Here is a 25814-nt window from a genome sequence, read left to right as displayed (position 1 = left end):
ACAAGGGGGCGTCCGATCATGCGCAAGTTTTTGGTGGTGCTGGATGACAGTCGTGAATGTCTCAATGCGATGCGTTTTGCTGCCATGCGCGCCGCACGGACAGGCGGTGGGGTTGAAATTCTAGCAGTAATCCCACCCGATGATTTCAACCATTGGATTGGTGTCGGCGAAGTAATGCGCGAAGAAGCGCGCGAGCGGATTCAGGTGCATTTCGAGGTGTTCGCAAAGTGGATGAGAGACCGTCAGGGTATCGATCCTGAACTGGTTATCCGCGAGGGACAGGCCGTCGATGAAATCGTGGCACAGATTGCGGAGGACACTGAAATCGGCGTTCTTGTTCTTGGGGCGGGCACAGACAAAAAAGGCCCCGGCCCTTTGGTAACACAGTTGACCAAAAACGCCGGTGGATTGCCCATTCCGATCACCATCGTGCCGGGCGATCTGAGTAAAGAAAAACTCGAAGCAATTACCTGATCAGGTGGCGCGCACTTTCCGCAATCGGGAGTGTTGTGCGGAAAAAACCCATGCTGGAGTGATTTAGAACGGTTCTAAACCTTGACTTGCGCAGGCGTGATCCGCATATCTAAAGCAACCTCAGGAGAATGCCGATGTTTATCCAGACCGAATCCACGCCGAACCCAGCCACGCTGAAGTTTTTGCCGGGTCAGACCGTCCTTGAAATGGGAACCGCAGATTTCCCGAGCGCGGAGACCGCGGACAAATCCCCTTTGGCGGAACGCATCTTTGCCATTGAGGGCGTCACGGGCGTATTTTTTGGAACCGACTTTGTGACGGTGACAAAAGCGGACAGCGTGGACTGGGACCATATCAAACCCGGCCTTCTGGGCGCGATCATGGAGCATTTTCAATCTGGTCAACCCGTCATGGCGGGCGATCATACGCCCACCTCCGGCCACGCTGAGCATACCGGCGAAGATGGTGTGATTGTCAATCAGATCAAAGAGTTGCTGGATACCCGCGTTCGGCCCGCCGTGGCGCAAGACGGTGGTGATATCACGTTCCACGGGTTTGAGCGCGGTGTGGTCTATCTGCACATGCAGGGCGCCTGCGCCGGTTGTCCATCATCCACTCTGACGTTGAAGATGGGGATCGAAAACCTGCTGCGCCATTATATCCCCGAAGTGACCGAAGTGCGTCCGGTCGCAACCTGACACCTGACGCGCCAAACCGTTTCAGAAACACCTGAAAGCACAAGACAGTGACCAGCGCGCCCATTGTCCTCGCCTTTGATACCGCGTCGGCGCGGTGTGCGGTAGCTGTCACGCGCGGCGATGATGTGCTTGCGTGGCGTGTCGAAGAGATGGCCAAAGGGCAAGCAGAGCGCCTGCTGGTCATTTGCTCGGAAGTGCTGGACGAGGCTGGCATTACCTTGGCGGACATTGATGTGATCGGCGTGGGAATCGGACCCGGGAATTTTACGGGCATACGCATATCGGTGTCAGCAGCGCGGGGATTGGCGCTGGGCCTCAACATACCGGCTGTGGGTGTCACGGTATTTGACGCCTTGGGGTACGGCCAAACAGCGCCCTTTGCCTGCGCAGTCGATGCCCGGCGGGACCACATCTATTTCCAGAGCACCGCCGAAGACGGCAGCACAAGTGATGCTGCGATAATCCGCCTTGAAGACTGTCCGCCCCATGAAGGGCCGTTGATCGGCGCGGGCGGCCGTCAGGCGACGCTGCCAATCGCAGTAGCCATCGCACATCTTGCGGGCGCGCGCCGCAATGATACGCCCCAACGACCAGCGCCATTCTACCTCAGGCCCGCCGATGCGGCACCGGCAAAAGACGCGCCACCCAAGATCCTGACATGACACCAGTGACTTTGGCGCAGCTTCACCAAGCAGCATTCGCGCCGGAACGCGGGTGGGCTCCCGATGAGTTCAAAACCCTTTGCGGATCGCCGCACGTCAGCCTTTTTGAACGTCAGAACGGCTTCGCATTGGCGCGCACCCTTGCGGGGGAAACGGAACTCCTGACGCTCGCCGTCGACCCCAGATACCGTCGTCGCGGCATTGCAGATGCTCTTTTGAAGACATGGTTACAGTCAGCTCAAGCCGAAATGGCCTTTCTCGAAGTCGCCGCAGACAATGAAGGCGCGCGCGCCCTCTACGCCAAACATGGATTCGTCATTTCCGGGCGGCGCAAAGGGTATTACAAGCGCCCCGGTGCCACCAATGTAGACGCGCTGCTCATGCAATCCGAATTGACCCACGGTCAGCGCGTGGAATCCCCAGCTTGACGCGTAAAAACCGGTTGACCCGGCCAAAGCCTTAGGCCCTAATTTGAACAGGATCAGAATTCATCTGCTCAAGAAGAGCGATGGCATGGTGAAACCCGTGAACATCGCTCCAAAATCAAAACTGGGAGACCCTAAATGACCCTTATGCACAAATTTCTCGGCGCCACTGCGGCTATGGCCCTGTCGGCGGGTGCCGCATTGGCTGAGCCTGCGCTGATTTTCGATCTCGGCGGTAAATTCGACAAATCCTTCAACGAAGCAGCCTTCGGTGGCGCAACCCGCTGGGCGGAAGAAACCGGGCAGACGTTCCGCGAAATCGAACTGCAATCCGAAGCACAGCGTGAACAGGCCCTGCGCCGCTTTGCCGAAGCGGGCTCAAACCCGATCGTGATGGCCGGTTTTGCCTTTGGGGATGCATTGGGACAGGTCGCCTCGGACTACCCTGACACCAGCTTTGTGATCATCGATATGGTCGTGGATGCGCCAAACGTCCGCTCCGTTGTGTTCAACGAACACGAAGGGTCCTATCTGGTCGGCATGATGGCCGCTCAGGCATCGCAATCGGGCACCGTGGGCTTTATCGGTGGCATGGACATTCCCTTGATCCGCAAATTTGCCTGTGGCTACGCCCAAGGCGTAATGGCTGTGAACCCCGATGCGACCGTCATTGCCAATATGACGGGCACGACGCCTGCCGCGTGGAATGACCCCGTGAAGGGATCAGAATTGACCAAGGCGCAAATCAATCAGGGCGCTGATGTCGTATATGCAGCCGCAGGCGGTACAGGCGTTGGCGTTCTGCAAACCGCCGCTGACGAAGGCATTCTGTCCATTGGTGTGGACAGCAACCAAAACCACCTGCATCCGGGTAAGGTCCTCACATCCATGATGAAACGCGTGGATAATGCCGTGTTTGAGGCCTTCACGGATGGTCCGGGCCTGGAGACAGGTTTTCAAGTCATGGGGCTGGCCAACGGTGGCGTTGGCTATGCGATGGACGAAAACAACGCGTCATTGGTCTCTGATGAGATGCAGGCGAGCGTTGACGCGGCCTCAGCTCAAATCGCGGCCGGTGAAGTGACGGTCCATGATTACATGTCCGACGACAGCTGCCCGGTACTGAGCTTCTGAGCGTGAATTCTGACAGCACTTTGGGGCGGCAGACCACTGCCGCCCCAGCCATCGAACTGAAGGGCATTTCAAAAGCCTTTGGTCCGGTTCAGGCAAACAAAGACATTTCCATCCGCGTCATGCCCGGCACGATCCATGGGATTATTGGCGAGAATGGCGCAGGAAAATCGACGCTGATGTCGATCCTCTATGGATTCTACAAAGCCGACAAAGGCGAGATTTTCATCGCAGGCAAAAAAACCGACATTCCTGACAGTCAGGCGGCCATCGCTGCAGGCATCGGCATGGTTTTTCAGCATTTCAAGCTGGTTGAGAATTTCACCGTTCTCGAAAACATCATTCTGGGTGCCGAGGATGGTCGGCTGCTGCGCCCCTCTTTGGCCAAAGCCCGCCGCACGCTTGTCGAACTGGCAGAGGAATACGGGCTGAACGTGGACCCGGATGCGCTGATCGAAGAGATCGGCGTGGGCATGCAGCAACGTGTCGAAATTCTCAAGGCGCTCTACCGTCGCGCCGACATTCTGATCCTTGATGAACCGACCGGCGTATTGACCCCCGCCGAGGCGGATCAGCTGTTTCGAATTCTCAATCGCCTGCGCGAAGAGGGCAAAACCATCATCCTGATCACGCATAAACTGCGCGAGATCATGGAAGCGACAGATACGGTCAGCGTCATGCGCCGGGGAGAAATGACTGCAACTGTCAAAACATCCGACACGTCACCCGCAGCCCTCGCAGAACTGATGGTGGGTCGTAAAGTCTTGCTGCGGGTAGATAAAAAGCCAGCAATCCCGGGCAAAGTCATTCTGGATGTCAAAAACCTGCGCGTTGTGGACGAGCAAAAGGTCGAGCGGCTCAAAGGGGTGAACATTCAGGTCCGCGCGGGCGAGATCCTCGGGATCGCCGGGGTCGCGGGCAACGGGCAATCTGAATTGCTCGAAGTGCTGGGCGGATATGCGAAAGGCACAGGCGACATCACACTGAATGGCACAACGCTGGACCTGACAGGACGCGATTCCGACGGCCGTTCGCGGCGCACCCACGGGATTGGTCATGTGCCCGAGGACCGCCAGCGCGAAGGTCTGATCATGGATTTTGCTGCATGGGAAAACACCGCCTTTGGCTATCACCGTTCCGAAGGGTATCAATCCGGTCTGTTCCTGAACAACACGGCAATCCGCGCGGACACCGAGGAAAAGATGGGGCGTTTCGATGTGCGACCGCCCAACCCGGCCCTCGCCGCCAAGAGCTTTTCAGGCGGGAACCAGCAGAAAATCGTGCTGGCGCGCGAGATTGAACGCAATCCGGATCTGTTGCTGGTCGGTCAACCGACGCGCGGCGTGGATATCGGCGCGATCGAATTCATCCACCAACAGATTGTCGCACTGCGTGATCAGGGCAAAGCGATCCTGCTGGTCTCGGTCGAGCTCGAAGAGATTTTGGCGTTGGCCGACCGGGTTGCAGTCATGTTCGATGGTCACATCATGGGCGAGCGTATGTCGGCTGACACGGACGAAAAAGAACTGGGCCTGCTGATGGCCGGAGTGGGGAGCTAACGCGATGGACGTCGTGCCAAAATGGGCTGAAGTCACCCTCGTGCCACTGATTTCCCTGATGCTGGCAGCCATCCTGTCAGCGCTGGTCATTCTGGCGATTGGCGAAGACCCGGTCGCAGCCGTGAAACTAATGGTCAACGGGGCCTTGGGCAGCACCTATGGCTGGGGTTATACCCTTTACTACGCAACCAACTTCCTGTTCACCGGCCTTGCCGTTTCAGTCGCATTTCATGCCGGTCTGTTCAACATCGGTGGCGAGGGGCAGGCGATGCTGGGCGGGCTTGGCGTCGCGCTGGCTTGCCTGCTGATCCCCTGGCCGCATTGGACGATTGCGCTTGTCGCGGCCACGGTGGCGGCGGGGCTTTTTGGCGCGGCCTGGGCCGCGATTCCTGCGTTTTTGCAGGCCAAGCGCGGCAGTCACATCGTGATCACCACGATCATGTTCAACTTTATCGCAGCAGCCGTGCTGAACTATGTGCTGGTCAACCTGCTGCGTCCTGCGGGCAGCATGGACCCCGCCACCGCGCGCTTTCCCGAGGCGGTTCATCTGCCGACGCTACATGACATCTTTGCCACGGTCGGGATCAGCTTTTCCAAGGCCGCCCCCGCCAATGTGACCTTCCTGATTGCGATTGTCGCTTGCGTGCTGGTCTGGCTGCTGCTGTGGCGCACATGGCTTGGATATGAAATCCGCAGCTACGGCAAATCGGAGCCCGCCGCGCGCTATGCAGGCATTTCCCCGGTGGCGATTACGATGATCGCCATGCTGATTTCCGGTGCACTGGCCGGCATGATGGCCATCAACAACGTCATGGGCGAGGCCGAGCGGCTGGTTCTGAACGCGGTTGAAGGGGCAGGCTTTATCGGCATCGCCGTGGCCCTGATGGGGCGCAGCCACCCGTTTGGCGTCTTTCTGGCCGCGATCCTCTTTGGGTTTCTCTATCAGGGTGGTGCTGAACTTGCGCTCTGGACGTCGATACCGCGCGAATTGATCGTCGTCATTCAGGCGCTTGTCATCCTGTTTACCGGAGCGCTCGATAACATGGTGCGCATGCCGTTGGAGCGTATTTTCCTGATGCTGCGGCGGGGGAAAGCGTGATGGATTTCCTCACCCTCATTCAATTGCTCGACAGCACCGTGCGCCTTGCAACGCCGCTGCTTCTGGCCTGCCTTGCGGGGCTGTTTTCGGAACGCGCTGGCATTTTTGATATCGGGCTTGAGGGTAAAATGCTGGCCGCTGCCTTCTTTTCAGCCGCCATCGCGGCGATCACCGGTTCTGTCTGGCTCGGGCTGATGGCGGGTATTGCCGCCTCAATGTCGCTCAGTTTGCTGCACGGCGTCGCCTCAATCACTTTTCGCGGCAACCAGTTGATCTCCGGTGTCGCGATCAACTTCCTTGCTGCCGGGCTGACGGTCTTGATTGCGCAGGACTGGTTTCAACAAGGGGGGCGAACGCCATCGCTCATGGGCGGCGCGCGGTTTGAGCCGATCACCCTGCCCTTTGCCGATGCACTGGCCAATGTGCCAATCCTTGGCCCGATTTACGCCGAGTTGATTTCGGGTCATTCCATTTTGGTCTATCTCGCCTTTGCAACGGTGCCGTTGACGTGGTGGATCCTCTACCGCACGCGTTTCGGGCTGCGCTTGCGCGCAGTGGGCGAAAATCCTGCAGCGGTAGATACCGCAGGCGTTTCCGTTGTCGGCCTGCGCTACGCCGCCGTGCTGATTTGCGGTGTCCTGTGCGGCATTGCGGGGGCGTACCTCTCGACCGCGCTGCAAGCTGGCTTTGTCAAAGACATGTCTGCCGGGCGCGGTTTCATTGCTTTGGCCGCGTTGATCTTCGCCAAATGGCGACCGTGGTATGCGCTTTATGCGACGCTGCTCTTTGGGCTTTTCGGCGCATTGGAAACGCGACCAGACGTCATTCAGGCGGTGATCGGCATAAAGGTACAGGGACAGATTCTCGGGGCGCTGCCCTATATCATGACGGTCATTATTCTGGCAGGTTTCGTCGGCAAGGCGATCCCCCCACGCGCAGGCGGCCAACCCTATGTAAAGGAACGCTAGCCGCATAAGGCCAGTTTTCAAAATTACATCAGTCCTGATGCGCACACAGGTCCGCTAAGCATTGATTTTGCATGGCTCTACGCCTAAACGAGGTCATGCAAATCTACCTTCCCATCGCCGAAGTTTCGGTCAACGCCTTCCTGTTGCTCGGGCTCGGCGGAATTGTGGGCGTTTTATCCGGTATGTTTGGCGTTGGCGGCGGCTTTCTGATGACACCGCTGCTGTTCTTCATCGGCATCCCCCCCGCCGTCGCCGTGGCGACCGAGGCGAACCAGATTGTGGCCTCGTCGTTCTCTGGTGTGCTGGCGCATCTCAAACGTAAAACCGTGGACCTCAAGATGGGAACGGTGCTGTTGGTCGGTGGCCTTGTCGGGGCCGCAGTCGGGGTGGTGATTTTCAACTACCTTAAAGCGCAGGGCCAGGTCGATCTGCTGGTCAAGCTGTGTTACGTTGTTTTCCTTGGCGTTATCGGCGGGCTGATGTTTATCGAAAGCCTCAATGCGATCCGGAACACCAAGAAAGGTAAGCCGCCCGCGCGTAAAAAACACAATTGGATCCACGGGTTACCATTCAAGATGCGGTTTCGTGTGTCGGGTTTGTACATCTCGGTGATCCCGCCGCTCATTGTCGGCGTTTGTGTCGGGATACTGGCGGCCATTATGGGTGTGGGCGGTGGTTTCATCATGGTGCCCGCGATGATCTATCTGCTCGGGATGCCAACCAAGGTTGTTGTCGGCACGTCTCTGTTCCAGATTATCTTTGTGACCGCCTTCACCACGCTGCTGCATGCGACGACCAACTTTACTGTCGATATCGTGCTGGCCGTTTTACTGCTGGTGGGTGGCGTGATCGGGGCGCAGGTAGGCACCCGTATTGGTGTAAAGCTCAAGGCGGAGCAACTGCGTATCCTGCTCGCCATCATGGTTCTGGTTGTCTGTGGGAAACTGGCGCTTGACCTATTGATCATGCCTTCGGAGCTTTACTCCATCGGCGCAAGCACAGGGCATTAGAGATGGTGGCACGCCTCCTGTCTCTGATCGCCTTCGTTGCATTGGCAATGACGGCCTCAGTCAGCACTGCAGAAGAAGTCGTTCTGGGCCTCAGCAAAGACAAGATTTCCATTAATACCAATTTTGACGGCTCTGAAATCCTGATTTTCGGGGCCATCAAGCGCGAAGAGCTGATCCCGGATGGCCCCCCCGTGCAGGTGATCGTCACAATCGCCGGGCCGTCCCTGCCCATCACCGTCCGGCGCAAAGAGAAAAAGCTGGGCATCTGGGTCAATACCGATGCGGTCGACGTGGATGAAGCGCCAAGCTTCTACGCAGTCTTATCCAGCGGGCCCCTGCGCGACGTTCTCAAAGAAGTCGAAGATTTACGCTACAGGGTTTCTGTGCCGCGTGCGATCCGGTCCGTGGGCGCACCTCAAAACATAGATAATTCGGCGGTCTTTACAGAGGCGCTGATCCGCATTCGCGAAAACAGCGAAATCTATCAATTGCGTGAGGGCAGTGTCGTAATCGAGGAACAGACGCTTTTTCGCACATCGGTGCGGCTGCCCGCCGCTTTGACCGAAGGGGATTACGCGACCCGTATTTTCCTGACACGCGGCGGTGATATCGTATCCAGCTATGCAACCACAATCGACGTCCAGAAGGTCGGTATGGAACGTTGGCTGTTCGAACTGTCACGCCAGCAGCCCCTTTTGTACGGGTTGATGTCTTTGGCCATCGCCATTGCGGCAGGCTGGGGTGCGGCCGCGGTCTTCAAGCTTTTTCGCGCCTAGAGCGTCTGACGAAATACCTGAAACATCAAGAATCACGTAACGCGTTGAAATCTTTGATTTCAGGCAGCGTTATGTGATTGAGGTTTTTCGCATGACGCTTTAGCTTTACCCAACCGGCACGTTCAATTCACCTCGTCAGGTTCTGCCAAACTGAGGGGGGCGGCTGGCAAGGCGCGCAGGTCATCGACGCGTAGCCCACCCGTGGGCTTGGCAAGACGATTGCGCACCACCCACACCAACCTGTTCTGCGCGCGTGTGATGGCCACATAGGCCAGACGTTTCCACAACGGCTGCGCCGCCTCTGTTCGCCCCATGCGCGCAGCCGCATACAAATCGGGCGCAAAAACCTGCACGGTATCCCACTGGCTGCCTTGTGCCTTGTGGATCGTCACAGCCGCCCCATGCAGAAAAGTCGCGCCCATGCGTGCGGCAAAAGGGATAAACGGTTCTTCTTCGTCAGGTTTTTCAATCTTTACGATCGACGCGGCAGAGACCTGCGGGTCTTCGGCCCCCATCACATGCAACCTGCTGAACCCCGGCTTGCGCCCCTCACCCAGATAGATCACCTGCGCCCCTTTGATCAGCCCGCGCGCCTCCAGATCGAGCCGTTTCTTGCGGTGTTTCAAGGGCAGCTCCAACCCGTCGCAGATCAGCGGTTCGCCTTCCAGCAGCGCATCTTCGGGCGCGCCATGAACCTGACGAAACGCGTTGATCAAGCGGATCCGGGTCGCGTTGCGCCAAACCAGCACCGGGCTGCGCGCCATCAGGTCTACTTCAACCCGCTGACCCCAGACGACACGTTCGTCGCGACCTGCCGCATCTTCGATCATGCGTTCGAAGGCCTCAAACCCAATATCCGGGTCAGACAGCGCATGGGCCAGATCAAGAATCGGATTGTCTGCTTCCTGTCGATGCACACGGCTCAATGTCTGAATGCGGGGGGCCGGGAGTTTGTCGAACACCATGGCGCCAGACTGATTAACCGGCGCCAACTGGGCCGGATCACCAAACAGCAACAGCGTGGGGAAAATCTCACGAAGGTCTTCGAACTGCTTATCATCCAGCATGGAGGACTCGTCCACAAACCCGATGTCCAGCGGCTCTTCGCGACGCTTCCATCCCGTGATGAAATCGGACCCCCGCAATCCTGCGGCCGCCAAAGCGCCGGGAATGGATTTATTTTTGGCATAAAACGCTTCGGCGCGGCTCAGAGCCTCTTCGCTCAACGCTTCTGTTTCGGGTTTGTCGCCGGTGCCTGCCAACCATTCCGCAATCCGCTCATATTCGGGGTCATAGACAGGCGTGTACAAAATACGGTGTATCGTCGTCGCCGGAACCCCCCGCAGGCGCAGTACAGAGGCGGCCTTGTTTGTAGGGGCAAGGATGGCCAGCGTGCGCCTGTCGCGTTTTTTGCGCGGCTCATAGTCCCCTGAGACCACATCAACACCTGCATCCTGAATGGCCTTGTAAAGCTCTGCAAGAAGTAGGGTTTTTCCGGAACCTGCCTTGCCGATGATCGCCATGACCGCTGCCTTGGAACTGCGCGGTGGCATCAGGAGTTGATCTTCGAGGTTTATGCCTGCTTCACTGAGCAAAGCCGTGACCGCGTCAAAAGCGACGGCTTGGTCATCAGAGTATTTCACAACAGAGGCTTCCATGGCGTGACCCTACAGGCAGGCCACGCCGGGAACCAGTGAGGAACGGTCTGTTTTAGCCTGCCTGTGCGAGTGGTTGTTCGGATGTGGTCCCAAAAGCGCGGTTGAACCAAAGGCGGGACAATTCAAGCGACAGCCCGGCCTTGGCCGCGACCTTGGCCTGTGCATCCGGGGTGAATTCCCAAAGACCAACGCTGATCTTGTCACGCCCATTGCCTGTGCTGCCCAGAACCTCTGGCGAAGAGCCGATCAGCCGATAAATGCGCACCATCCGTGCGTCGAAAACACCGGCAAAATGCGCGACGTCAAAGTTCTGCATGATCTCACCACCGGCCAGCATCAAGGCTGCAGCCACCTTGCTTTGTGCACCCCGGCTGAGGCAAAAGCGCGTGCATTCCCAGATCAGCGGGCTGGTAATCGTGCCGCCCCCCAGAATGTCCGTGAAATGTTCGTTGATCATCGTGCGCCCTGTCGTCGGCAGAAAGCGCATCGAACCACCATGAGAGCCATCCGCGTTTTCCCAGATCACATAAAGGGGGTTCAGCGCATCATATTGATCCCGTTCAAAGCCGTCTTCGTCGATGTCGACGTCCCATCCTAACCTTGTCTTGAACTGATCGGCGCGGTCCCGGAACATGGAATCGCGCAGTGTCGGGTGTTGGTCCAGTTGGTCAGCGTATAGGTAACGGATCATTTGTTTTTTCCTCTGGTCGGTTCGTTTGATGACCAAAGGAATAACTTGAGGATGCTTAACAGCCGCCAACCCGCACGCGCGTGTTGGTAACCTTTGGCACTCAAAACGCCAAAGACTCAGACCACAATCAGGCCTCTGCTGAGGGCCCGGGCGACCGCATGTGTGGTATTGGCGGCGCCTAGTTTGAACCGCGCACTTTCGATGTAAACGCGCAGCGTATGTTCAGAAATAGAAAGAGTTTCAGCGACTTGCGCCCTGCTGTATCCGATGGCAAGCAGCGTCATCGCATCAACCTCGCGCGGCGAGAGGGATTGTGATTGCTCCGGTGTTTTGTTCGGCTCGAACTCCAGCGCCTTTTGGTTAAAATAGTGGGCAATCAGGATCAGCTCTCTCCGGTTACTCTCCGTGAATTCTTCCCATTCCTCATCGTCGCAACTGGTGTTTACCGTGAAGAGCGCGAACTGGCCGTTAGGTCCTCTGATGGGAATCGAATATCCCTGATTCCCTAACCCAAATGTTGCAGCTTCTGCACGAAACGCTCTTGCAGCTTTGCTCGACCAGTCCAATCGCTTCCAGTCCACAGGGTGGAATCTCTGGTAACAACCGATCACGACCGGATCTATACGAATGTAGTTCTGCTCTTGGTACCGCGCCGCCCACTCAAGGGGGTATGTTCCGTAGCCGTATTGATCACCAGCGCTGTCGACCCAATGATAGACCATATTCTCGACGCCGTAATGACCCCGAAGCGCGAATACCGCCTCATTGATTCCTTCAAGCGTGTCCGCTTGCTCCAGCGCCGCTAATACCTCCTCCACTACTTTGTTCGTCGCCATGAGCGTTGTTCTGCGTCCTTTCATGAAGCGAGGCAATCTCTGCCAATGCAACAATTGCAGTATCGTCCAACTGTTCTGCAAGTACAGGCAGGTCGTTGGCCGTGGCAAAAGTTTTTAGGTCCGTTAGAACGTCCAGTATCCAGTCGCTTCGCATGGTAGACTCGCCTCTCAAAGGTTAACGAATGATTAAGAATACTCTACCATTTAGTAACCACGTTTAAAATTCGCGGATATATACTCCCCAGAAATAGGGAAGCGCGATTTTCTAACCTGTTGATCCTAAAGAGCGTCAGTTTTTTCAAACAAAAAACCCGCGACTCACTGGGGTGATTCGCGGGCTTTCGAAGGTAAAACGACTCAGTAGGCGGTTAACCGCGCGTCTCCAAAGCATCCTCGAGTGTACGCAGTCCTGTTGTCGGAGCCTGCACCAGCACCGACATGTTGCCGGGCTTATGCTGATTGCGCAGCATCTTCATATGCGCTTGCGGTAGATCTGCCCAGCTAAAGACTTCGGACATGCAAGGGTCCAGTCGACGCTCCAGCATCAGCTTGTTGGCGGCACTCGCCTGTTTGAGATGGGCAAAGTGACTGCCCTGCAAGCGCTTCTGATGCATCCACATGTAGCGCACGTCAAACGTCAGATTAAAGCCCGTGGTCCCCGCACAGATGACCACCATGCCGCCTTTTTTCGCCACGAAGGTAGAAACCGGGAACGTGCTTTCGCCGGGGTGTTCGAACACCATGTCGACATTCACGCCCTTACCGGTGATGTCCCAGATCGCCTTGCCGAACTTGCGCGCCTCTGTAAACCATGTGGCATATTCCGGCGTATTCACTGTCGGCAACTGGCCCCAACAGTTAAAATCCTTGCGGTTAAGGACACCTTTCGCGCCGAGGTCCATCACGAACTGGCGTTTGCTTTCATCCGAAATCACGCCGATTGCATTGGCACCTGCGGTGTTGATCAGCTGGATCGCATATGACCCTAGTCCACCCGATGCGCCCCAGACCAGCACGTTCTGCCCCGGCTTGAGGTCATGCGGCTCGTGACCAAACAGCATCCGGTACGCCGTTGCCAGTGTCAGCGTGTAGCACGCAGACTCTTCCCAGGTCAGATGTTTGGGGCGGGGCATAAGCTGTTGGCTTTGAACGCGTGTGAATTGCGCGAACGACCCATCAGCGGTTTCATAACCCCAAATACGCTGCGATGGCGAATACATCGGATCGCCCCCGTTACATTCCTCGTCATCGCCGTCGTCCTGGTTGCAATGCACGACCACTTCATCGCCCACTTTCCAGCGCGTCACACGATCTCCGACCGCCCAAACGATCCCGGCCGCATCCGACCCGCATATCTGATAAGGTTCATCGTGACTGTCAAAAAAGCTGATTGGCTTACCCAAGGCGGCCCAGACACCGTTGTAATTTACCCCTGCCGCCATCACCAATATCAGCACGTCCTGGCTGTCGAGCTCGGGCACATCCACGACTTCCTGAAGCATCGCCTTGTCGGGTTCACCATGCCGTTCGCGGCGAATGGCCCAAGCATACATTTGCTTTGGCACATAGCCCATCGGTGGCATCTCACCGACCTCATAGAGATCTTTTTCGGGTGCTTCGTAATGGGCGACGGTCGTATCCAGTGCCATTGCAGTCTCCAGCCTGTTTCAGTCATGCCGCGTCGCAGAATCGCGTCGCTCTGCGCCCTGAATAAGTTCTCACGCGCAACATTGCAACATATGAGACCTCATTTTTGTAACTTTATGACCGAGCGTGTGCAGAAATTATGACGCACGCACCTGATCATCCGGAAATCTGTGCGCAATGGAATTCGCGTAAAAATCTATGACCGCCCGTTCGGATTCAATCATCTGCCACTGGGTGTCATGCTGATCGAGCAGGTTGTTGCGCCGCATGCGAACCAGACCTTTGCCAACGGCTTTTGCCAAATCAGGCTGCGACATATGGGGCATATGATCGCCGAGCCTCGCTGCATCCCGGGACAGCTCATAAACCAATTGGTCCTTTGACAGTGGCCCCGTGTGTTTTTGAAACTGGCGGGCCAGCAAAGGCACAATCAGCACCGGCATGGCGTCTTCAATGCGCCGCATCAATTCAGCCGCCAACTCGTCCACTGAATTTTCAGTGCAGTATCCGCGTATGGATAAAGGTTCGCCGAAGACAACTGCCGCCGTGCCAAATCGTACGTAACGACCCCGCAGGGCCTGCCAGAATTTGCGCAGGATAAATCGCACGGCCACCGATATCCGGGCACCAAAGCGACGATCACCCCGCTGACCCGCCGCGATCAGCACCCGGTCTTCGAGAACACGGTCATAGTTGATTGCCACTGGCACAAAGACCACGTCCCGTTCCGGACCGTCCGGACCCTGCGCGAGATAAGACAAAAGACCCATCTTGGGCGGCATCAAGCGACCTGTCAGGCTGAGCCCGCCTTCGGGGAATATTCCCTGCGCCACGCCCCCTTCGGTGGCCATCTGCACGTATCTCTCCAGCACCTTACGATAAAGCGCACCGCGCGAGCGACGCCGGATAAAATAGGCCCCCATCATCCGGATCAACCGGCTCAACGGCCAGACACGCGCCCATTCCCCCACCGCATAGGACAAAGCAGATGTTTGCGCGGCCAGATAGGTCACCAACACGTAATCCATGTTGGAGCGGTGGTTCATGATAAAGACAATCGTGGCGTCTTTTGAAATGGATTTGATGATCGCGTCGTTCTTTGGGCCGGTCCATACTTCGTAAATCGAATTGACGAGCATGCGCGCCAGACGGATGCCAAGTCCGAAATAGGTCACTGCACTAAAGCTGGGGACGATTTCGCGGGCATAACTGCGGGCTTTTTCAAAGGCGACGTTTTCAGGCACGCCATGGCTCTTAGCATAGTTCACGATTTCGCGTGTCACTTCAGGGTCGTAGATCAGACGCTGGATCATGTCATAGCGGCGCGCCAGCTTGAAAGGTTCGATCGGTCGCGTCAGACGTTCGTTCAATTGTGCAACGGCCCGTTCAAGACGACGCCGGAAAAACCACCTGACGGAAGGAAACAGAAAGTGGGACGCGAAAGTCACTGCCGCGAACAGCAGGATGAGCACAAAAAACCAAACCGGCAATTCCACTGTCGAAGTCATGCTAGCTTGTTTCAAGAATTGCGCGATGGGTAAACCTTTTTCGTGCCCAAACAGCAGCGTTCTGCGTGCGACCATCGTTTTCCTGCATCACTCACGCGGGGCTGTCTTTGCCAAGGGTCGGCACATGGCGTAAAGCAGGATAAAGCACAGCCGAGTTGCTGCAGCGCGGCAAATTTGCATTGATATAAAATTCCGCATATGGCAGCTTGCACGTAAGAAAATTACTCAAGCTGATTCAGGATGACGCATATGACGCACCCGCAGAAAGACCGACCCTGGCTGATCCGGACCTATGCCGGCCATTCCACCGCGAAAGCGTCAAATGAACTTTATCGCTCAAACCTTGCCAAAGGGCAGACCGGCCTGTCCGTGGCCTTCGATCTGCCGACCCAGACCGGCTATGACAGCGACCATATCCTGAGCCGGGGCGAGGTCGGAAAAGTCGGTGTGCCGGTTGGCCATCTGGGCGATATGCGCGCCTTGTTTGACCAGATCCCGCTGGATCAGATGAACACCTCGATGACGATCAACGCGACCGCGCCTTGGCTGTTGTCACTCTATATTGCCGTGGCCGAGGAACAGGGCGCGGATATCTCAAAGCTGCAAGGCACGGTACAGAATGACCTGATCAAGGAATATCTGAGCCGCGGCACTTATATTTGCCCGCCCGCTCCCAGTCTCAAGATGATCGCGGATGTGGCCGAATACTGCTATACGCATGTTCCGAAATGGAACCCGATGAACGTCTGCTCCTACCACTTGCAGGAGGCGGGCGCGACGCCGGAACAGGAACTCGCCTTTGCGCTGGCGACCGCGACCGCTGTGCTGGATGCGCTGAAACCCCGCGTCCCGGAGGAGGATTTCCCCGCACTTGTGGGCCGTATTTCGTTTTTCGTGAACGCGGGCATCCGCTTTGTGACCGAGATGTGTAAGATGCGCGCCTTTGTCGATCTGTGGGACGAGATTTGCCGTGACCGCTATGGTGTTGAGGACCCGAAATATCGCCGTTTCCGCTATGGTGTGCAGGTCAACTCGCTTGGTCTGACCGAGCAGCAACCCGAAAACAACGTCTACCGCATCCTGATCGAAATGCTGGCGGTCACCCTGTCCAAAAAGGCACGCGCGCGCGCCGTCCAGCTGCCTGCGTGGAACGAAGCACTTGGCCTGCCCCGTCCGTGGGATCAGCAGTGGTCGATGCGCATGCAGCAGATCATGGCCTATGAAACGGACCTTCTGGAATTTGATGATCTGTTTGACGGCAATCCGGCGGTCGATGCGAAGGTCGAAGCACTCAAGGACGGTGCGCGTCAGGAACTCGCGAACCTCGACAGTATGGGCGGCGCGATTGAGGCCATCGACTATATGAAAGCGCGCCTCGTGGACAGCAATGCCGATCGTCTGGGCCGTATTGAGGCGGGTGAAACGATCGTTGTCGGTGTCAACAAATGGCAGCAGGGGGAACCCTCGCCGCTGATGACGGGCGATGGTGGCATCATGGTCGTCGACCCGGCCGTCGAAGCAGAGCAGATATCGCGCCTTGATGAATGGCGCGCCGCGCGGGACCCAGAGGCCGTCAAACAAGCGCTTGGCGATCTGCGCGCAGCGGCAAAAGAGGGGCGCAATGTCATGCCCGCCTCTATTGCAGCGGCCAAGGCGGGTGTAACCACGGGCGAATGGGCCGCACAGATGCGCGCCGTGCATGGTGAATACCGCGGACCTACCGGCGTGTCCGGTGCGCGTTCCAACAGGACCGAAGGTCTGGATGATCTGCGCGATGCGGTGGATGTGGTCAGTGACAAACTGGGCCGCCGCCTGAAGTTCCTTGTGGGCAAACCCGGGCTGGACGGTCACTCCAACGGGGCCGAACAAATCGCCGTGCGCGCCCGTGATTGCGGCATGGAAATCGCCTATGAAGGCATCCGCCTGACCCCGGCGGAGATCGTAAACGCCGCGCTGGAGGACGGGGCACATGTGGTCGGCCTGTCGATCCTGTCCGGCAGCCACATTCCGCTGGTCGAAGACCTGATGACCCAGATGCGCGAGGCCGGGCTGTCCCATGTGCCTGTGATCGTCGGCGGCATCATCCCGGATGATGACGCCGAACGCCTGCGCGCAATGGGGGTTGCGCGGGTCTACACGCCCAAGGACTTTGAACTCAACACGATCATGATGGATATCGTCACGCTGGCGGACCCTCAGGCGGTGGCAGCACAGTAGCTGATGGCTTGCAGAGGGTAGTGAGGTGCCGTTAACTGCACCGAACTGCCAAAGGAGTCCTGCATGACCATCCATATCGGTGCCCGCCCCGACCAGATTGCCGAAACCGTGCTGATGCCGGGCGATCCCTACCGCGCCAGATGGGCGGCGGAGACCTTTCTGCAGGGGGCCGAACTGGTCAACGAAGTGCGCGGCATGCTGGGGTTCACCGGCACCTACAAAGGCAACCGCGTGACAATCCAGGGCTCCGGCATGGGCATGCCCTCGCTGTCGATCTACGCCAATGAACTGATTTCAACCTATAACGCGCAAACCCTGATCCGCATCGGGTCCTGCGGCGGCATGCAACCGCATGTGGCCGTGCGTGACGTGATCATTGCCATGTCCGCCACCACGATCACTTCGCCGTCTTCGGGGATTTTCCGTGAGGTGAATTTTGCGCCCACCGCGCATTATGATCTTTTGGCCGCTGCTGTCACCGCCGCCAAGGCCAAAGGCACGCGCACCCATGTGGGCGGTATCTATTCATCGGATGTTTTTTACGCCGAACGCCCCGATCTGGATGAACAGATGGTGCGGCACGGTATCCTCGGCGTCGAGATGGAAGCCGCCGAACTTTACACGCTGGCCGCGCGCCACAAAAGGCGTGCGCTGGCGATACTCACGGTCAGCGATCATCTGCAAACCGGCGAGGCGCTCCCGGCTGAGGATCGCGAACAGACCTTTGGCGATATGGTCGAAATCGCGCTGGAGGCCGCCTTCGCCTGAGACGATCGCTTTTCGAGTTTAACTTGAGGCATTGCATATCACTGTTCGCGTTGGACCGCAGAGAGGGGCCGCGAACAAGTGATTCAGGATTTACGCGCAACGCTTCAGGGACCGTGGGTTCCGTCATAGCTGTTCGCCGCCGGTGGGTTCCAACCTGCCAGAGCGTCCGGCGCAGGTTTGAACACCTCCACCAGCAATGGGTGGCAGGACGCAGCATCGCTTGAATGCTCAGAGGAGCAATCCCCACCGGGGCAGGCCGACAGATTGCCCAAAAGGTCGATCTCGGCGAAAAGCTCGATGAAATCACCCGGCCGCACCGGGCTGGCCTTCATGAAATACTGGCCTGTGTCGCGGGTAAACCCTGTGCACATAAATACGTTGAGCACATCATGCACCAAAGGTTCCGCCTCAGCGCGCGACACCCCGAGGTGATCGGAGAGGGCGCGCGTCAGGTTCGAATGGCAGCAATGGTGATACTGTCCCCCGTCGGACAACAGCGCATGCGTATAGGGGTCGCAGCGGGTACCGATCACATCGTGCACCGACCCGCCAAAAGGATCGATGCCGTACCAACCCAACGTATCCTGCGTGATCGTCGCCATCGGGCGCAGGTGCGGGAAACTGGACCACATGCGCTGGCCGGTTGTCAGATGCGTACCATGCAGGGCGCGTGTCTTTCCGGAATAAAACCGCTCGGACACATCCTGCGCGTTGTGCAGGTTGAGATCGCCAACCTGCGCGCCCTCCACCGAGGTGATGCGAAAGAAGTGGCCACGCGGAACCGAAAAACACCGCGCATCGCGTGCGGGAACGAGCACCTCATCGACTTTGCTCAGACTGTCGCGCGCGCGCGCGTACATCGCCATATCGGGTGCGGGCAACGTTTCAACCGGGTAACAGATCACCGGCTTGACCGCGCGGCGGGCATCAGCATCTTTTGGTTCGCTCATGTGTGTCTATCCTCCGGATTTGGGTCGTCGCATGGTCGCTATGGATCAGATGGCGGCATCACATCTGGTCTGAAAGGCAGATGTTTGGGGAGTCTTTCGTCCCGGTATAGGTTACCGCCCCGCAGGCGGCGCATTTGTATTTAAACAAGGCATCATGGTCACCCGTATGGTCGGAGCGCCAGCGACACAGACGCGTCGCACGGTTTTTGCGCGCGTAGAGCATCACAAGAACAAAAGCGAACAAAAGACCAATGACGATATGCATCAGATGAACAAATCCCCCGCCAGACCAAGCCCAAACCCAAGAACGCCACAAAGCGGGGGAAGCATGGCGTTATCCAACCGGACCTGTGGCGCAATATCCTGCAGCATGAGATAGAGTATACCCCCCGAAGCCAACATCATAACCGCCCCGATCAACGCATCCTGTTCCGGCGGCAGCGTCACACCGATAAAAGCTGCAAGCGGCCCAAGGGGAACCATCACAAAGAAGATCCAGAGCGGCACCGGCCTGTCCTGCGACATCTCGCGCATGGCATTGAACCCTTCCGGCAGGTTCTGCAACGCAATCAGCCCCGCCACCAGAAGGGCCGCGCCGGGATCCCCCACAATCAAGGCACCAAGGGCAAGCGCCTCGGGCAGATAGTCCATCATCATGGCCAGAAACTGCGAGAGCCGCCCACCGGTTTTGCTGAGCACCCTGTCGATGAGCGCAAAACCTACACCGCCGGCAAAAAACCAGAGCAAAGCGGGAAAGGGGTCCAACCTTTCACTGCCTTCGGGGATCAGGACCAAGGCAACCGCCGCCAGCAAGGCCCCGGCCCCGAAAGCGACCACGCCGTGGCGGGCCTCGTCTTCCAGCCAATCCGGCATGATATGGCGGTGAAAGGTGCCCAGCCAGGCCCCCAAAGGGATGGACGCGCCCGCAAGTGTCGCAAGGACAAGCGCGCCCCAGATGCTATCGACCGCACTTTCCATAGCGCAGGGTTAAACGCGCCGTTCTACCATCATCTTTTTGATGTTCGCAATCGCTTCCGCAGGGTTGAGGCCCTTCGGGCAGGTCTTGGCGCAGTTCATGATGGTGTGGCAGCGATACAGTTTGAACGGGTCTTCCAAGTCATCGAGCCGTTCACCGGTCGCCTCATCACGGCTGTCAATGATCCAGCGATAGGCATGCAGCAATGCCGCTGGCCCAAGGTAACGGTCCCCATTCCACCAGTAAGACGGGCATGACGTTGAACAGCAGGCGCACATCACGCATTCATAGAGACCGTCCAGTTTTTTGCGGTCGTCAATGGATTGCTTCCACTCTTTTGCCGGGCGGTTCGTCTTGGTTTCAAGCCATGGCATGGTCGATGCGTGTTGGGCATAAAAATGCGTCAGGTCCGGGATCAGGTCTTTGACCACGGGCATGTGGGGCAGCGGGTAGATCCTGACATCGCCTTTTACCTCATCCATTCCGTAGATACAGGCCAGCGTGTTGATGCCATCGATGTTCATGGCGCAAGATCCGCAAATCCCTTCGCGGCAAGAGCGCCGGAAGGTCAGCGTGGGGTCAATCTCGTTCTTGATCTTGATCAGTGCGTCCAAAATCATCGGACCACATGTGTCCATATCGACAAAATATGTGTCCAGGCGTGGGTTTTGACCGTCATCAGGATTCCAGCGATAAATGCTGAATTTACGCAGGTCGGTCGCGCCTTCGGGTTTCGGCCAGGTTTTACCCTTGGTCATGCGGGAGTTTTTAGGGAGTGATAATTGAACCATGTGACTGAATTCCTCTTTGAGCGTGATACTATCCGCATGACGCTTAAATTTCCATGCACCTCATCAGCATGCAGGTGCAGCCGAATGCCGCAGTTCTGCCCCGCATCTATGGCATGGGCGCCTTTCCTGGCACGCTTGCCGATGCACGGCGCGTCAGGTGTTGGACAGGCCGGGTATCGGCAAATCCATCGTTGTGGCGCGTGCGCTCAGGCAGGACTGCGTTTCGGGGCGTGCCAATACCGCGCGCACTGTATCCGCTGTTCCTTGATCCACGCCAACAACCGCGTCTGCAGCGAGGGCCTGCACCTCACTTGCATTTGCATTATCGACCACGCAATCCGTGAAGGGTTCAAACAACTGTTTTGGCACCTGTGGGAAATAGACCGCAAGTGCTTCTGGAAGTACCGTTTTCGCGGCATCCCGGCCCGCCTTATCGGTCGCCTGCTGGATCCCGCTACACGCGCTCAAACAGAGCACCGCCGCCACTAAACTCAATTTCTGCATCATTTCTGCCTTTCCAAACGCGCTGGTTCTGCCGCAGCGCTTATCGGTTTATGCGTTGTTTTTTGCACGATCCGGACGCTGATTAAAGCATTTTGCGTTTGATTTCGATCACACGTCATTGCCTCTTCCTTCGGTCGAGCGCGTCTCGCGATGCGAATGCCTCAGATAAAACGCAAAATGCTGTACATAAAAACGCCCCCGTCTGGGGCGCTTTGTCAGGTATCGCAGTCTGATCTCAGAACGTGCGCTTTTTCGGGGCGATCTTTTTGGGATCAATGCCGCCATCGTTGTGGCTGGTAAGCGCTTGTTCATGCACGCCGCGATAGCCGAGGCTCGCCTTGTTTCCCTTGAACCAGATCAGCGAATGTTTGCGCCAGTTCTCATCATCACGCTCCGGGAAATCTTCATGCGCATGCGCACCACGACTTTCCTTGCGCGCCTCAGCGCCAGTGATCGTGGCCACGGCATTGGGGATCAGATTGGAGAGTTCCAGCGTTTCCATCAGATCGGAATTCCAGACCAAACTGCGGTCGGTGACGCCGACATCCGCCCACTTGTCCGCAACCTCTTCCATCGCCGTCTTGCCTTCAGCAAGGGTTTCATTGGCGCGGAACACCGCTGCATCTTTTTGCATGGTCTGCTGCATTTCAAGGCGCAGTTCTGCGGTTGGCATATGCCCTTTGGCGTAGCGTGCATTGTCAAACCGATCCAGTGCCGCCTCAACAGATTTCTGGTTCGGGCTTGGCACAGGGCTGTCGGGATCGACAATCTTGCCTGCCCGGATCGCCGCCGCACGGCCAAAGACCACAAGGTCGATCAGGGAGTTCGACCCCAGCCGGTTCGCCCCATGCACCGAAGCACAGCCCGCTTCGCCCACGGCCATCAAACCGGGTGAGATACGATCGGGTTCATTCGGCGTCGGCGCAAGCACTTCACCCCAGTAATTCGTCGGAATGCCGCCCATGTTGTAATGCACGGTCGGCAAAACGGGGATCGGTTCTTTGTTGAGGTTCACGCCCGCAAAGACGCGCGCACTTTCCGAAATACCCGGCAGGCGCAGCTTTAGCGTTTCCGGCGGCAGATGGTTGAGGTTGAGGTGAATGTGATCGCCGTTCGCGCCGACCCCGCGCCCCTCGCGGATTTCCATCGTCATGCAGCGGCTGACATAATCGCGCGGCGCAAGATCCTTGTACTGCGGTGCGTAGCGTTCCATGAAACGCTCGCCTTCGGAGTTGGTCAGATAGCCGCCTTCGCCCCTTGCTCCTTCGGTGATGAGGCACCCGGCCCCATAAATACCCGTCGGGTGGAACTGAACAAACTCCATATCCTGCAACGGCAGACCCGCACGCGCGGTCATCCCGCCGCCATCCCCGGTACAGGTATGCGCCGACGTGGCGGAGAAATAGGCCCGGCCATAGCCGCCTGTCGCCAGAACGACCATTTTCGAGCTGAACAGGTGCAGCGTCCCGTCATCCAGCTTCCAGCACATCACACCCTGACAGACCCCATCATCCGACATGATCAGATCAATCGCGAAATACTCAATATAGAATTCCGCGTTGTTTTTCAGCGACTGACCATAGAGCGTGTGCAAAATGGCGTGGCCCGTCCGGTCGGCGGCGGCACAGGTCCGTTGCACGGCGGGGCCTTCGCCAAATTCGGTTGTATGTCCGCCAAAGGGGCGCTGGTAAATTTTGCCCTCTTCTGTCCGGCTGAACGGGACACCGTAGTGTTCCAGCTCATAAACCGCCTTGGGCGCTTCGCGGGCGAGGTATTCCATCGCATCCGTATCACCGAGCCAGTCGGAGCCTTTGACCGTGTCGTACATGTGCCACTGCCAGTTATCCGGGCCCATATTGGCCAGCGAAGCGGCGATCCCGCCCTGCGCGGCAACCGTATGAGAGCGGGTCGGGAACACTTTGGTGACGCAGGCGGTGCGAAGCCCCTGCTCGGCCATGCCGAGAGTCGCACGCAGGCCAGCACCGCCTGCTCCTACGACGACAACGTCGTATTCATGTGTTTCATATTCGTATTCAGCCATCGAGTAACTCCCGGAAGTCTAGCTGGCACACAGGCGCGCGCCGGAATGATTTTTACAGTGCGAGGCGAACAATCGCATAGAGGCCAAAACCCATGGCCGCATAGCTGACGCATGTCATCGCCACGATCGCCACTTTTTGCGCCACACCGTGCACGTAGTCCTCAAGTAGCGCCTGAACGCCCCCTGCAAAGTGCTTAAACGTTACAATGATCGTCAAACCGGCAATCACCGCCGGGAACGGGCGGGCGAAATAGGCCGTGACCTCTTCGTATGACGCGCCCAGCATCGGGCCAAAGGTAAAGACGAACAGCGGGATCAGAATAAGCAGCGCACCGGAACTGACCGTCATCGACCAGTGGTGTTCCGTCCCGGACTTGGCAGATCCAAGGCCCACAGCGCGCTTTCGGTCGGTTAGATAGCTCATCACAGGCCCCTTAGATCAAGATGATGGTCAAAAGTGTCAGCACAAAAGATCCGCCGATCACCGCATAGCCCATTTTATACGCGGTTTCGATGTCAAGGCCGATGCCTTGGTCCCAGATCAGATGCCGCACACCGGCAAGCGTATGATACCATAGCCCCCAGAGCGACAAGGTCATGACCACATCACCGAACCAGCTGGTCAGCACGCCATTGGCAACCGCGAAGGATTCAGGCGACGTTGCCGCCGCGAGAAACCACCACACAACCAGCAGGGAGGAAATCAGCAGTGCGTTTCCCGTGATCCGCGTCAAGATAGAGGTTATTGACGTGAGCTGCGGGCGGTAGATTCTCAGATGCGGTGACAAGGGACGGTTGCCCCGATTCACATCAGCCATGATATGTTCCTTTTGTTCGCTGATATTCTTTTACTCCTATTATTGCACTTGTCACCTGCGGCATCGGCCAAAAAGCGCGTTAAATTGGCGCGATCTGAACAAAATTCTCCCTTTTGCGCGTTTTGTGATCACACCTAACAAAACCGTGATCACATTAATCATTTCGACTGAGCTGTCGCGTCGTTTCACGCTGGAGTTTGCGCTTTATCTGCGCCGGATAATCCTCAAAGCTGTCTGCGGTCATGACAAAGGCACCCTCACCGTGGATGAGGTTCTCGTAAAACCAGCCCGTCAGATCGTCCTCATCGGTTTCAATGGCCAGCGCGTTGACCGTCACCCCCAACGCGGTCAGTGCCGCTCTGCGACTGTCCGGCGCTGCACCTTCATTTGATATTCCATCACCGGACACATCAATGACCTTGCGTGCGCAATGCGGCACGGATTTTAGCGCCTGTTCCGCCGCGATCAGAGCCTCTCCGACGGCCGTTGAATAGTTGCGCCAAACCCGTTCATCCGCCGCTATTTGGTCTGCAAGGCGCGCTACGTCTTCGGCCGCGCGGATCGCTGTCCAGGGTATGGTCTGCCGCTGGCGGCTTGACCCCGTCCATTGGATCAGCGTCACCATCGCCTCTTGCTCCAGCAACGCATCGACGACGATGCCGTCCCTCAAACCCGCAGCAAGCCCGTCCATCTGAATGCGATATTCGTGTTTGTCGACAGACCCGGAAATATCGACGGCCAACACAAGCGCCAACTGGCAGGCCAGCGCAGCCTGCACGGACCCAAACAAATAAATGACGGCAGCCCATATAAATCTCATAAGCCGAGGTTACGCCACTATCGGGACATGCCCAGCATTTTCAGCAAAACAGCGATCAAAAATTCGACAGGCCGCGCAAATATCCGTCCAGTTCAGAACACAGAATGATCTCGCGGGATTCCGGGGCATAAAACCCATTTGCTTCGTCGCAGTCCTGCACTGACAGATAAACGCTGTCGGGCAGGGCAAAATCGGCGTTCAGCGCGGCAACCTCCTCGGCCAGCACTCCACCAAGCAAACCGGTTACGTCGCCCTTAAAAACAAGGCTCTTACCCGGCGCCTCCTCAGCAATCTCATCCAGCACAGGCCCCCAGCTTGCCTCGGCCAGTTCAAATTCATCGGAACAGGTGTCGCGTCGTTCTTCCGGCAGATCAAGCTCCTCTGCGAGGTCATGGCGACCATCGGGATCAGCGCCATAAAACAGGCAAATCATCGTGTAATAGCGCTGCAGGTCCGGACCATGTACGCCCCAGAGCGCGGGTTCATATTCTTCCGCTTCCCGCAGGAACCCGAAAGCCGCATCATAGATGATGTCGCTCGCATCGCCGTCATCGTAAAGCTGATGGATCAGCAACACGCTCAACACGTCCGCTGCGTCTTCTTCCTGACCGAAGACGGGCAAGTCCAGAATATCAATCAACGCGTGACCCAACTCGTGATAGAGAATGGCCAGCGCATTTGCGGTTACGAAATCATCCGTCCGGTCATCCGATTTCGCGGTCGCCGGCAAAACGAGCGTGGCCGCGAATAGCATCGCAATGAACGCTTTACGCATGCTTGGCCTTTC

Annotated in this window: 26 protein-coding genes; 12 read left to right on the top strand and 14 right to left on the bottom strand. The window is 57.4% G+C overall.

The genetic code is table 11. The features are described from left to right. Positions 1-18: 18 nt before the first annotated feature. The 10 genes from K5Q35_RS09005 to K5Q35_RS08960 all read left to right on the top strand — a co-directional run bounded on the left by K5Q35_RS09005 (position 19) and on the right by K5Q35_RS08960 (position 8802). Entirely contained in the window at positions 19-474 is a 456-nt protein-coding gene (locus K5Q35_RS09005) for a universal stress protein (protein WP_013962923.1), read from the top strand. Between the two features lie 134 nt (positions 475-608). After that, the gene (locus K5Q35_RS09000) at positions 609-1172 is read left to right on the top strand and encodes a NifU family protein (protein ID WP_013962924.1); all 564 of its coding nucleotides are present in this window, start codon (positions 609-611) and stop codon (positions 1170-1172) included. 47 nt (positions 1173-1219) lie between these two features. Then, the gene (tsaB, locus tag K5Q35_RS08995; protein WP_220799310.1) at positions 1220-1834 is read left to right on the top strand and encodes a tRNA (adenosine(37)-N6)-threonylcarbamoyltransferase complex dimerization subunit type 1 TsaB; all 615 of its coding nucleotides are present in this window, start codon (positions 1220-1222) and stop codon (positions 1832-1834) included. Beyond that, positions 1831-2262: a GNAT family N-acetyltransferase gene (locus tag K5Q35_RS08990; protein WP_013962926.1), complete on the top strand. Its 432-nt coding sequence runs from the start codon at positions 1831-1833 to the stop codon at positions 2260-2262. The genes tsaB and K5Q35_RS08990 overlap by 4 nt, the downstream gene beginning before the upstream one ends. A gap of 135 nt (positions 2263-2397) precedes the next feature. Next, complete coding sequence (locus K5Q35_RS08985) at positions 2398-3393, top strand: BMP family protein (RefSeq protein WP_013962927.1); 996 nt, start codon at positions 2398-2400, stop codon at positions 3391-3393. A 2-nt stretch (positions 3394-3395) separates the two neighbouring features. Continuing rightward, complete coding sequence (locus tag K5Q35_RS08980) at positions 3396-4949, top strand: ABC transporter ATP-binding protein (RefSeq protein WP_220799309.1); 1554 nt, start codon at positions 3396-3398, stop codon at positions 4947-4949. 4 nt (positions 4950-4953) lie between these two features. After that, the gene (locus K5Q35_RS08975) at positions 4954-6048 is read left to right on the top strand and encodes an ABC transporter permease (RefSeq protein WP_220799308.1); all 1095 of its coding nucleotides are present in this window, start codon (positions 4954-4956) and stop codon (positions 6046-6048) included. After that, a complete protein-coding gene (locus tag K5Q35_RS08970; protein ID WP_013962930.1) occupies positions 6048-7016 on the top strand; it encodes an ABC transporter permease in 969 nt (322 codons plus the stop codon). Before K5Q35_RS08975 ends, K5Q35_RS08970 begins: the two co-directional genes overlap by 1 nt. Positions 7017-7111: 95 nt before the next feature. Next, entirely contained in the window at positions 7112-8026 is a 915-nt protein-coding gene (locus tag K5Q35_RS08965; RefSeq protein WP_044025372.1) for a sulfite exporter TauE/SafE family protein, read from the top strand. A gap of 2 nt (positions 8027-8028) precedes the next feature. Then, positions 8029-8802 carry a TIGR02186 family protein gene (locus tag K5Q35_RS08960; RefSeq protein ID WP_220799307.1) on the top strand — a complete coding sequence of 258 codons (774 nt, stop codon included), beginning with the start codon at positions 8029-8031 and terminating at the stop codon, positions 8800-8802. Positions 8803-8924: 122 nt separating this feature from the next. On the opposite strand, the gene K5Q35_RS08955 is transcribed toward K5Q35_RS08960, so the two are convergent. The 5 genes from K5Q35_RS08955 to K5Q35_RS08935 form a co-directional block, all read right to left on the bottom strand. Beyond that, the gene (locus tag K5Q35_RS08955; RefSeq protein ID WP_220799306.1) at positions 8925-10460 is read right to left on the bottom strand and encodes an ATP-dependent RecD-like DNA helicase; all 1536 of its coding nucleotides are present in this window, start codon (positions 10458-10460) and stop codon (positions 8925-8927) included. Positions 10461-10512: 52 nt separating this feature from the next. Then, entirely contained in the window at positions 10513-11151 is a 639-nt protein-coding gene (locus tag K5Q35_RS08950) for an acyl-homoserine-lactone synthase (protein ID WP_013962934.1), read from the bottom strand. Positions 11152-11267: 116 nt separating this feature from the next. Further along, complete coding sequence (locus K5Q35_RS08945) at positions 11268-11987, bottom strand: LuxR family transcriptional regulator (protein WP_220799305.1); 720 nt, start codon at positions 11985-11987, stop codon at positions 11268-11270. A 368-nt stretch (positions 11988-12355) separates the two neighbouring features. After that, positions 12356-13636 carry a crotonyl-CoA carboxylase/reductase gene (gene ccrA, locus K5Q35_RS08940; protein WP_013962937.1) on the bottom strand — a complete coding sequence of 427 codons (1281 nt, stop codon included), beginning with the start codon at positions 13634-13636 and terminating at the stop codon, positions 12356-12358. Between the two features lie 135 nt (positions 13637-13771). Further along, positions 13772-15142 carry a 1-acyl-sn-glycerol-3-phosphate acyltransferase gene (locus K5Q35_RS08935; RefSeq protein ID WP_220799304.1) on the bottom strand — a complete coding sequence of 457 codons (1371 nt, stop codon included), beginning with the start codon at positions 15140-15142 and terminating at the stop codon, positions 13772-13774. Between the two features lie 249 nt (positions 15143-15391). Between K5Q35_RS08935 and K5Q35_RS08930 the strand changes: the two genes are divergently transcribed. Together K5Q35_RS08930 and deoD are read left to right on the top strand one after the other, a co-directional pair. Next, positions 15392-17359 carry a protein meaA gene (locus K5Q35_RS08930; RefSeq protein ID WP_220799303.1) on the top strand — a complete coding sequence of 656 codons (1968 nt, stop codon included), beginning with the start codon at positions 15392-15394 and terminating at the stop codon, positions 17357-17359. A 63-nt stretch (positions 17360-17422) separates the two neighbouring features. Further along, positions 17423-18127 (top strand): purine-nucleoside phosphorylase, encoded by a 705-nt coding sequence (deoD, locus tag K5Q35_RS08925; RefSeq protein ID WP_220799302.1) that lies wholly within the window; start codon positions 17423-17425, stop codon positions 18125-18127. 104 nt (positions 18128-18231) lie between these two features. Here deoD and K5Q35_RS08920 read toward each other — a convergent pair whose 3' ends face one another. The 9 genes from K5Q35_RS08920 to K5Q35_RS08880 all read right to left on the bottom strand — a co-directional run bounded on the left by K5Q35_RS08920 (position 18232) and on the right by K5Q35_RS08880 (position 25802). After that, positions 18232-19077 (bottom strand): DUF1989 domain-containing protein, encoded by an 846-nt coding sequence (locus K5Q35_RS08920; protein WP_013962941.1) that lies wholly within the window; start codon positions 19075-19077, stop codon positions 18232-18234. A 264-nt stretch (positions 19078-19341) separates the two neighbouring features. Then, a complete protein-coding gene (locus tag K5Q35_RS08915) occupies positions 19342-20055 on the bottom strand; it encodes a ZIP family metal transporter (protein ID WP_220799301.1) in 714 nt (237 codons plus the stop codon). A gap of 9 nt (positions 20056-20064) precedes the next feature. Further along, positions 20065-20844: a succinate dehydrogenase iron-sulfur subunit gene (locus K5Q35_RS08910; RefSeq protein ID WP_013962944.1), complete on the bottom strand. Its 780-nt coding sequence runs from the start codon at positions 20842-20844 to the stop codon at positions 20065-20067. A 153-nt stretch (positions 20845-20997) separates the two neighbouring features. Then, positions 20998-21348, bottom strand: a complete 351-nt coding sequence (locus K5Q35_RS08905; RefSeq protein WP_220799300.1) for a hypothetical protein — start codon at positions 21346-21348, stop codon at positions 20998-21000. Positions 21349-21583: 235 nt separating this feature from the next. Then, positions 21584-23389: a succinate dehydrogenase flavoprotein subunit gene (sdhA, locus tag K5Q35_RS08900; protein ID WP_013962946.1), complete on the bottom strand. Its 1806-nt coding sequence runs from the start codon at positions 23387-23389 to the stop codon at positions 21584-21586. A 52-nt stretch (positions 23390-23441) separates the two neighbouring features. Further along, a complete protein-coding gene (gene sdhD, locus K5Q35_RS08895; protein WP_013962947.1) occupies positions 23442-23813 on the bottom strand; it encodes a succinate dehydrogenase, hydrophobic membrane anchor protein in 372 nt (123 codons plus the stop codon). Between the two features lie 10 nt (positions 23814-23823). After that, a complete protein-coding gene (gene sdhC / locus K5Q35_RS08890; RefSeq protein ID WP_013962948.1) occupies positions 23824-24207 on the bottom strand; it encodes a succinate dehydrogenase, cytochrome b556 subunit in 384 nt (127 codons plus the stop codon). Between the two features lie 154 nt (positions 24208-24361). Continuing rightward, a complete protein-coding gene (locus tag K5Q35_RS08885; RefSeq protein ID WP_220799299.1) occupies positions 24362-25027 on the bottom strand; it encodes a DUF1194 domain-containing protein in 666 nt (221 codons plus the stop codon). A gap of 55 nt (positions 25028-25082) precedes the next feature. After that, positions 25083-25802 (bottom strand): DUF4344 domain-containing metallopeptidase, encoded by a 720-nt coding sequence (locus K5Q35_RS08880; protein ID WP_259650504.1) that lies wholly within the window; start codon positions 25800-25802, stop codon positions 25083-25085. Positions 25803-25814 lie beyond the last annotated feature (12 nt).

The sequence above is a fragment of the Roseobacter sp. OBYS 0001 genome (assembly GCF_019654895.1).
In the GTDB taxonomy this organism is placed as follows: domain Bacteria; phylum Pseudomonadota; class Alphaproteobacteria; order Rhodobacterales; family Rhodobacteraceae; genus Roseobacter; species Roseobacter litoralis.
The sequence above is the reverse complement of the archived record's forward strand: the minus strand, read 5'-3'. Positions and strand labels throughout refer to the sequence as shown.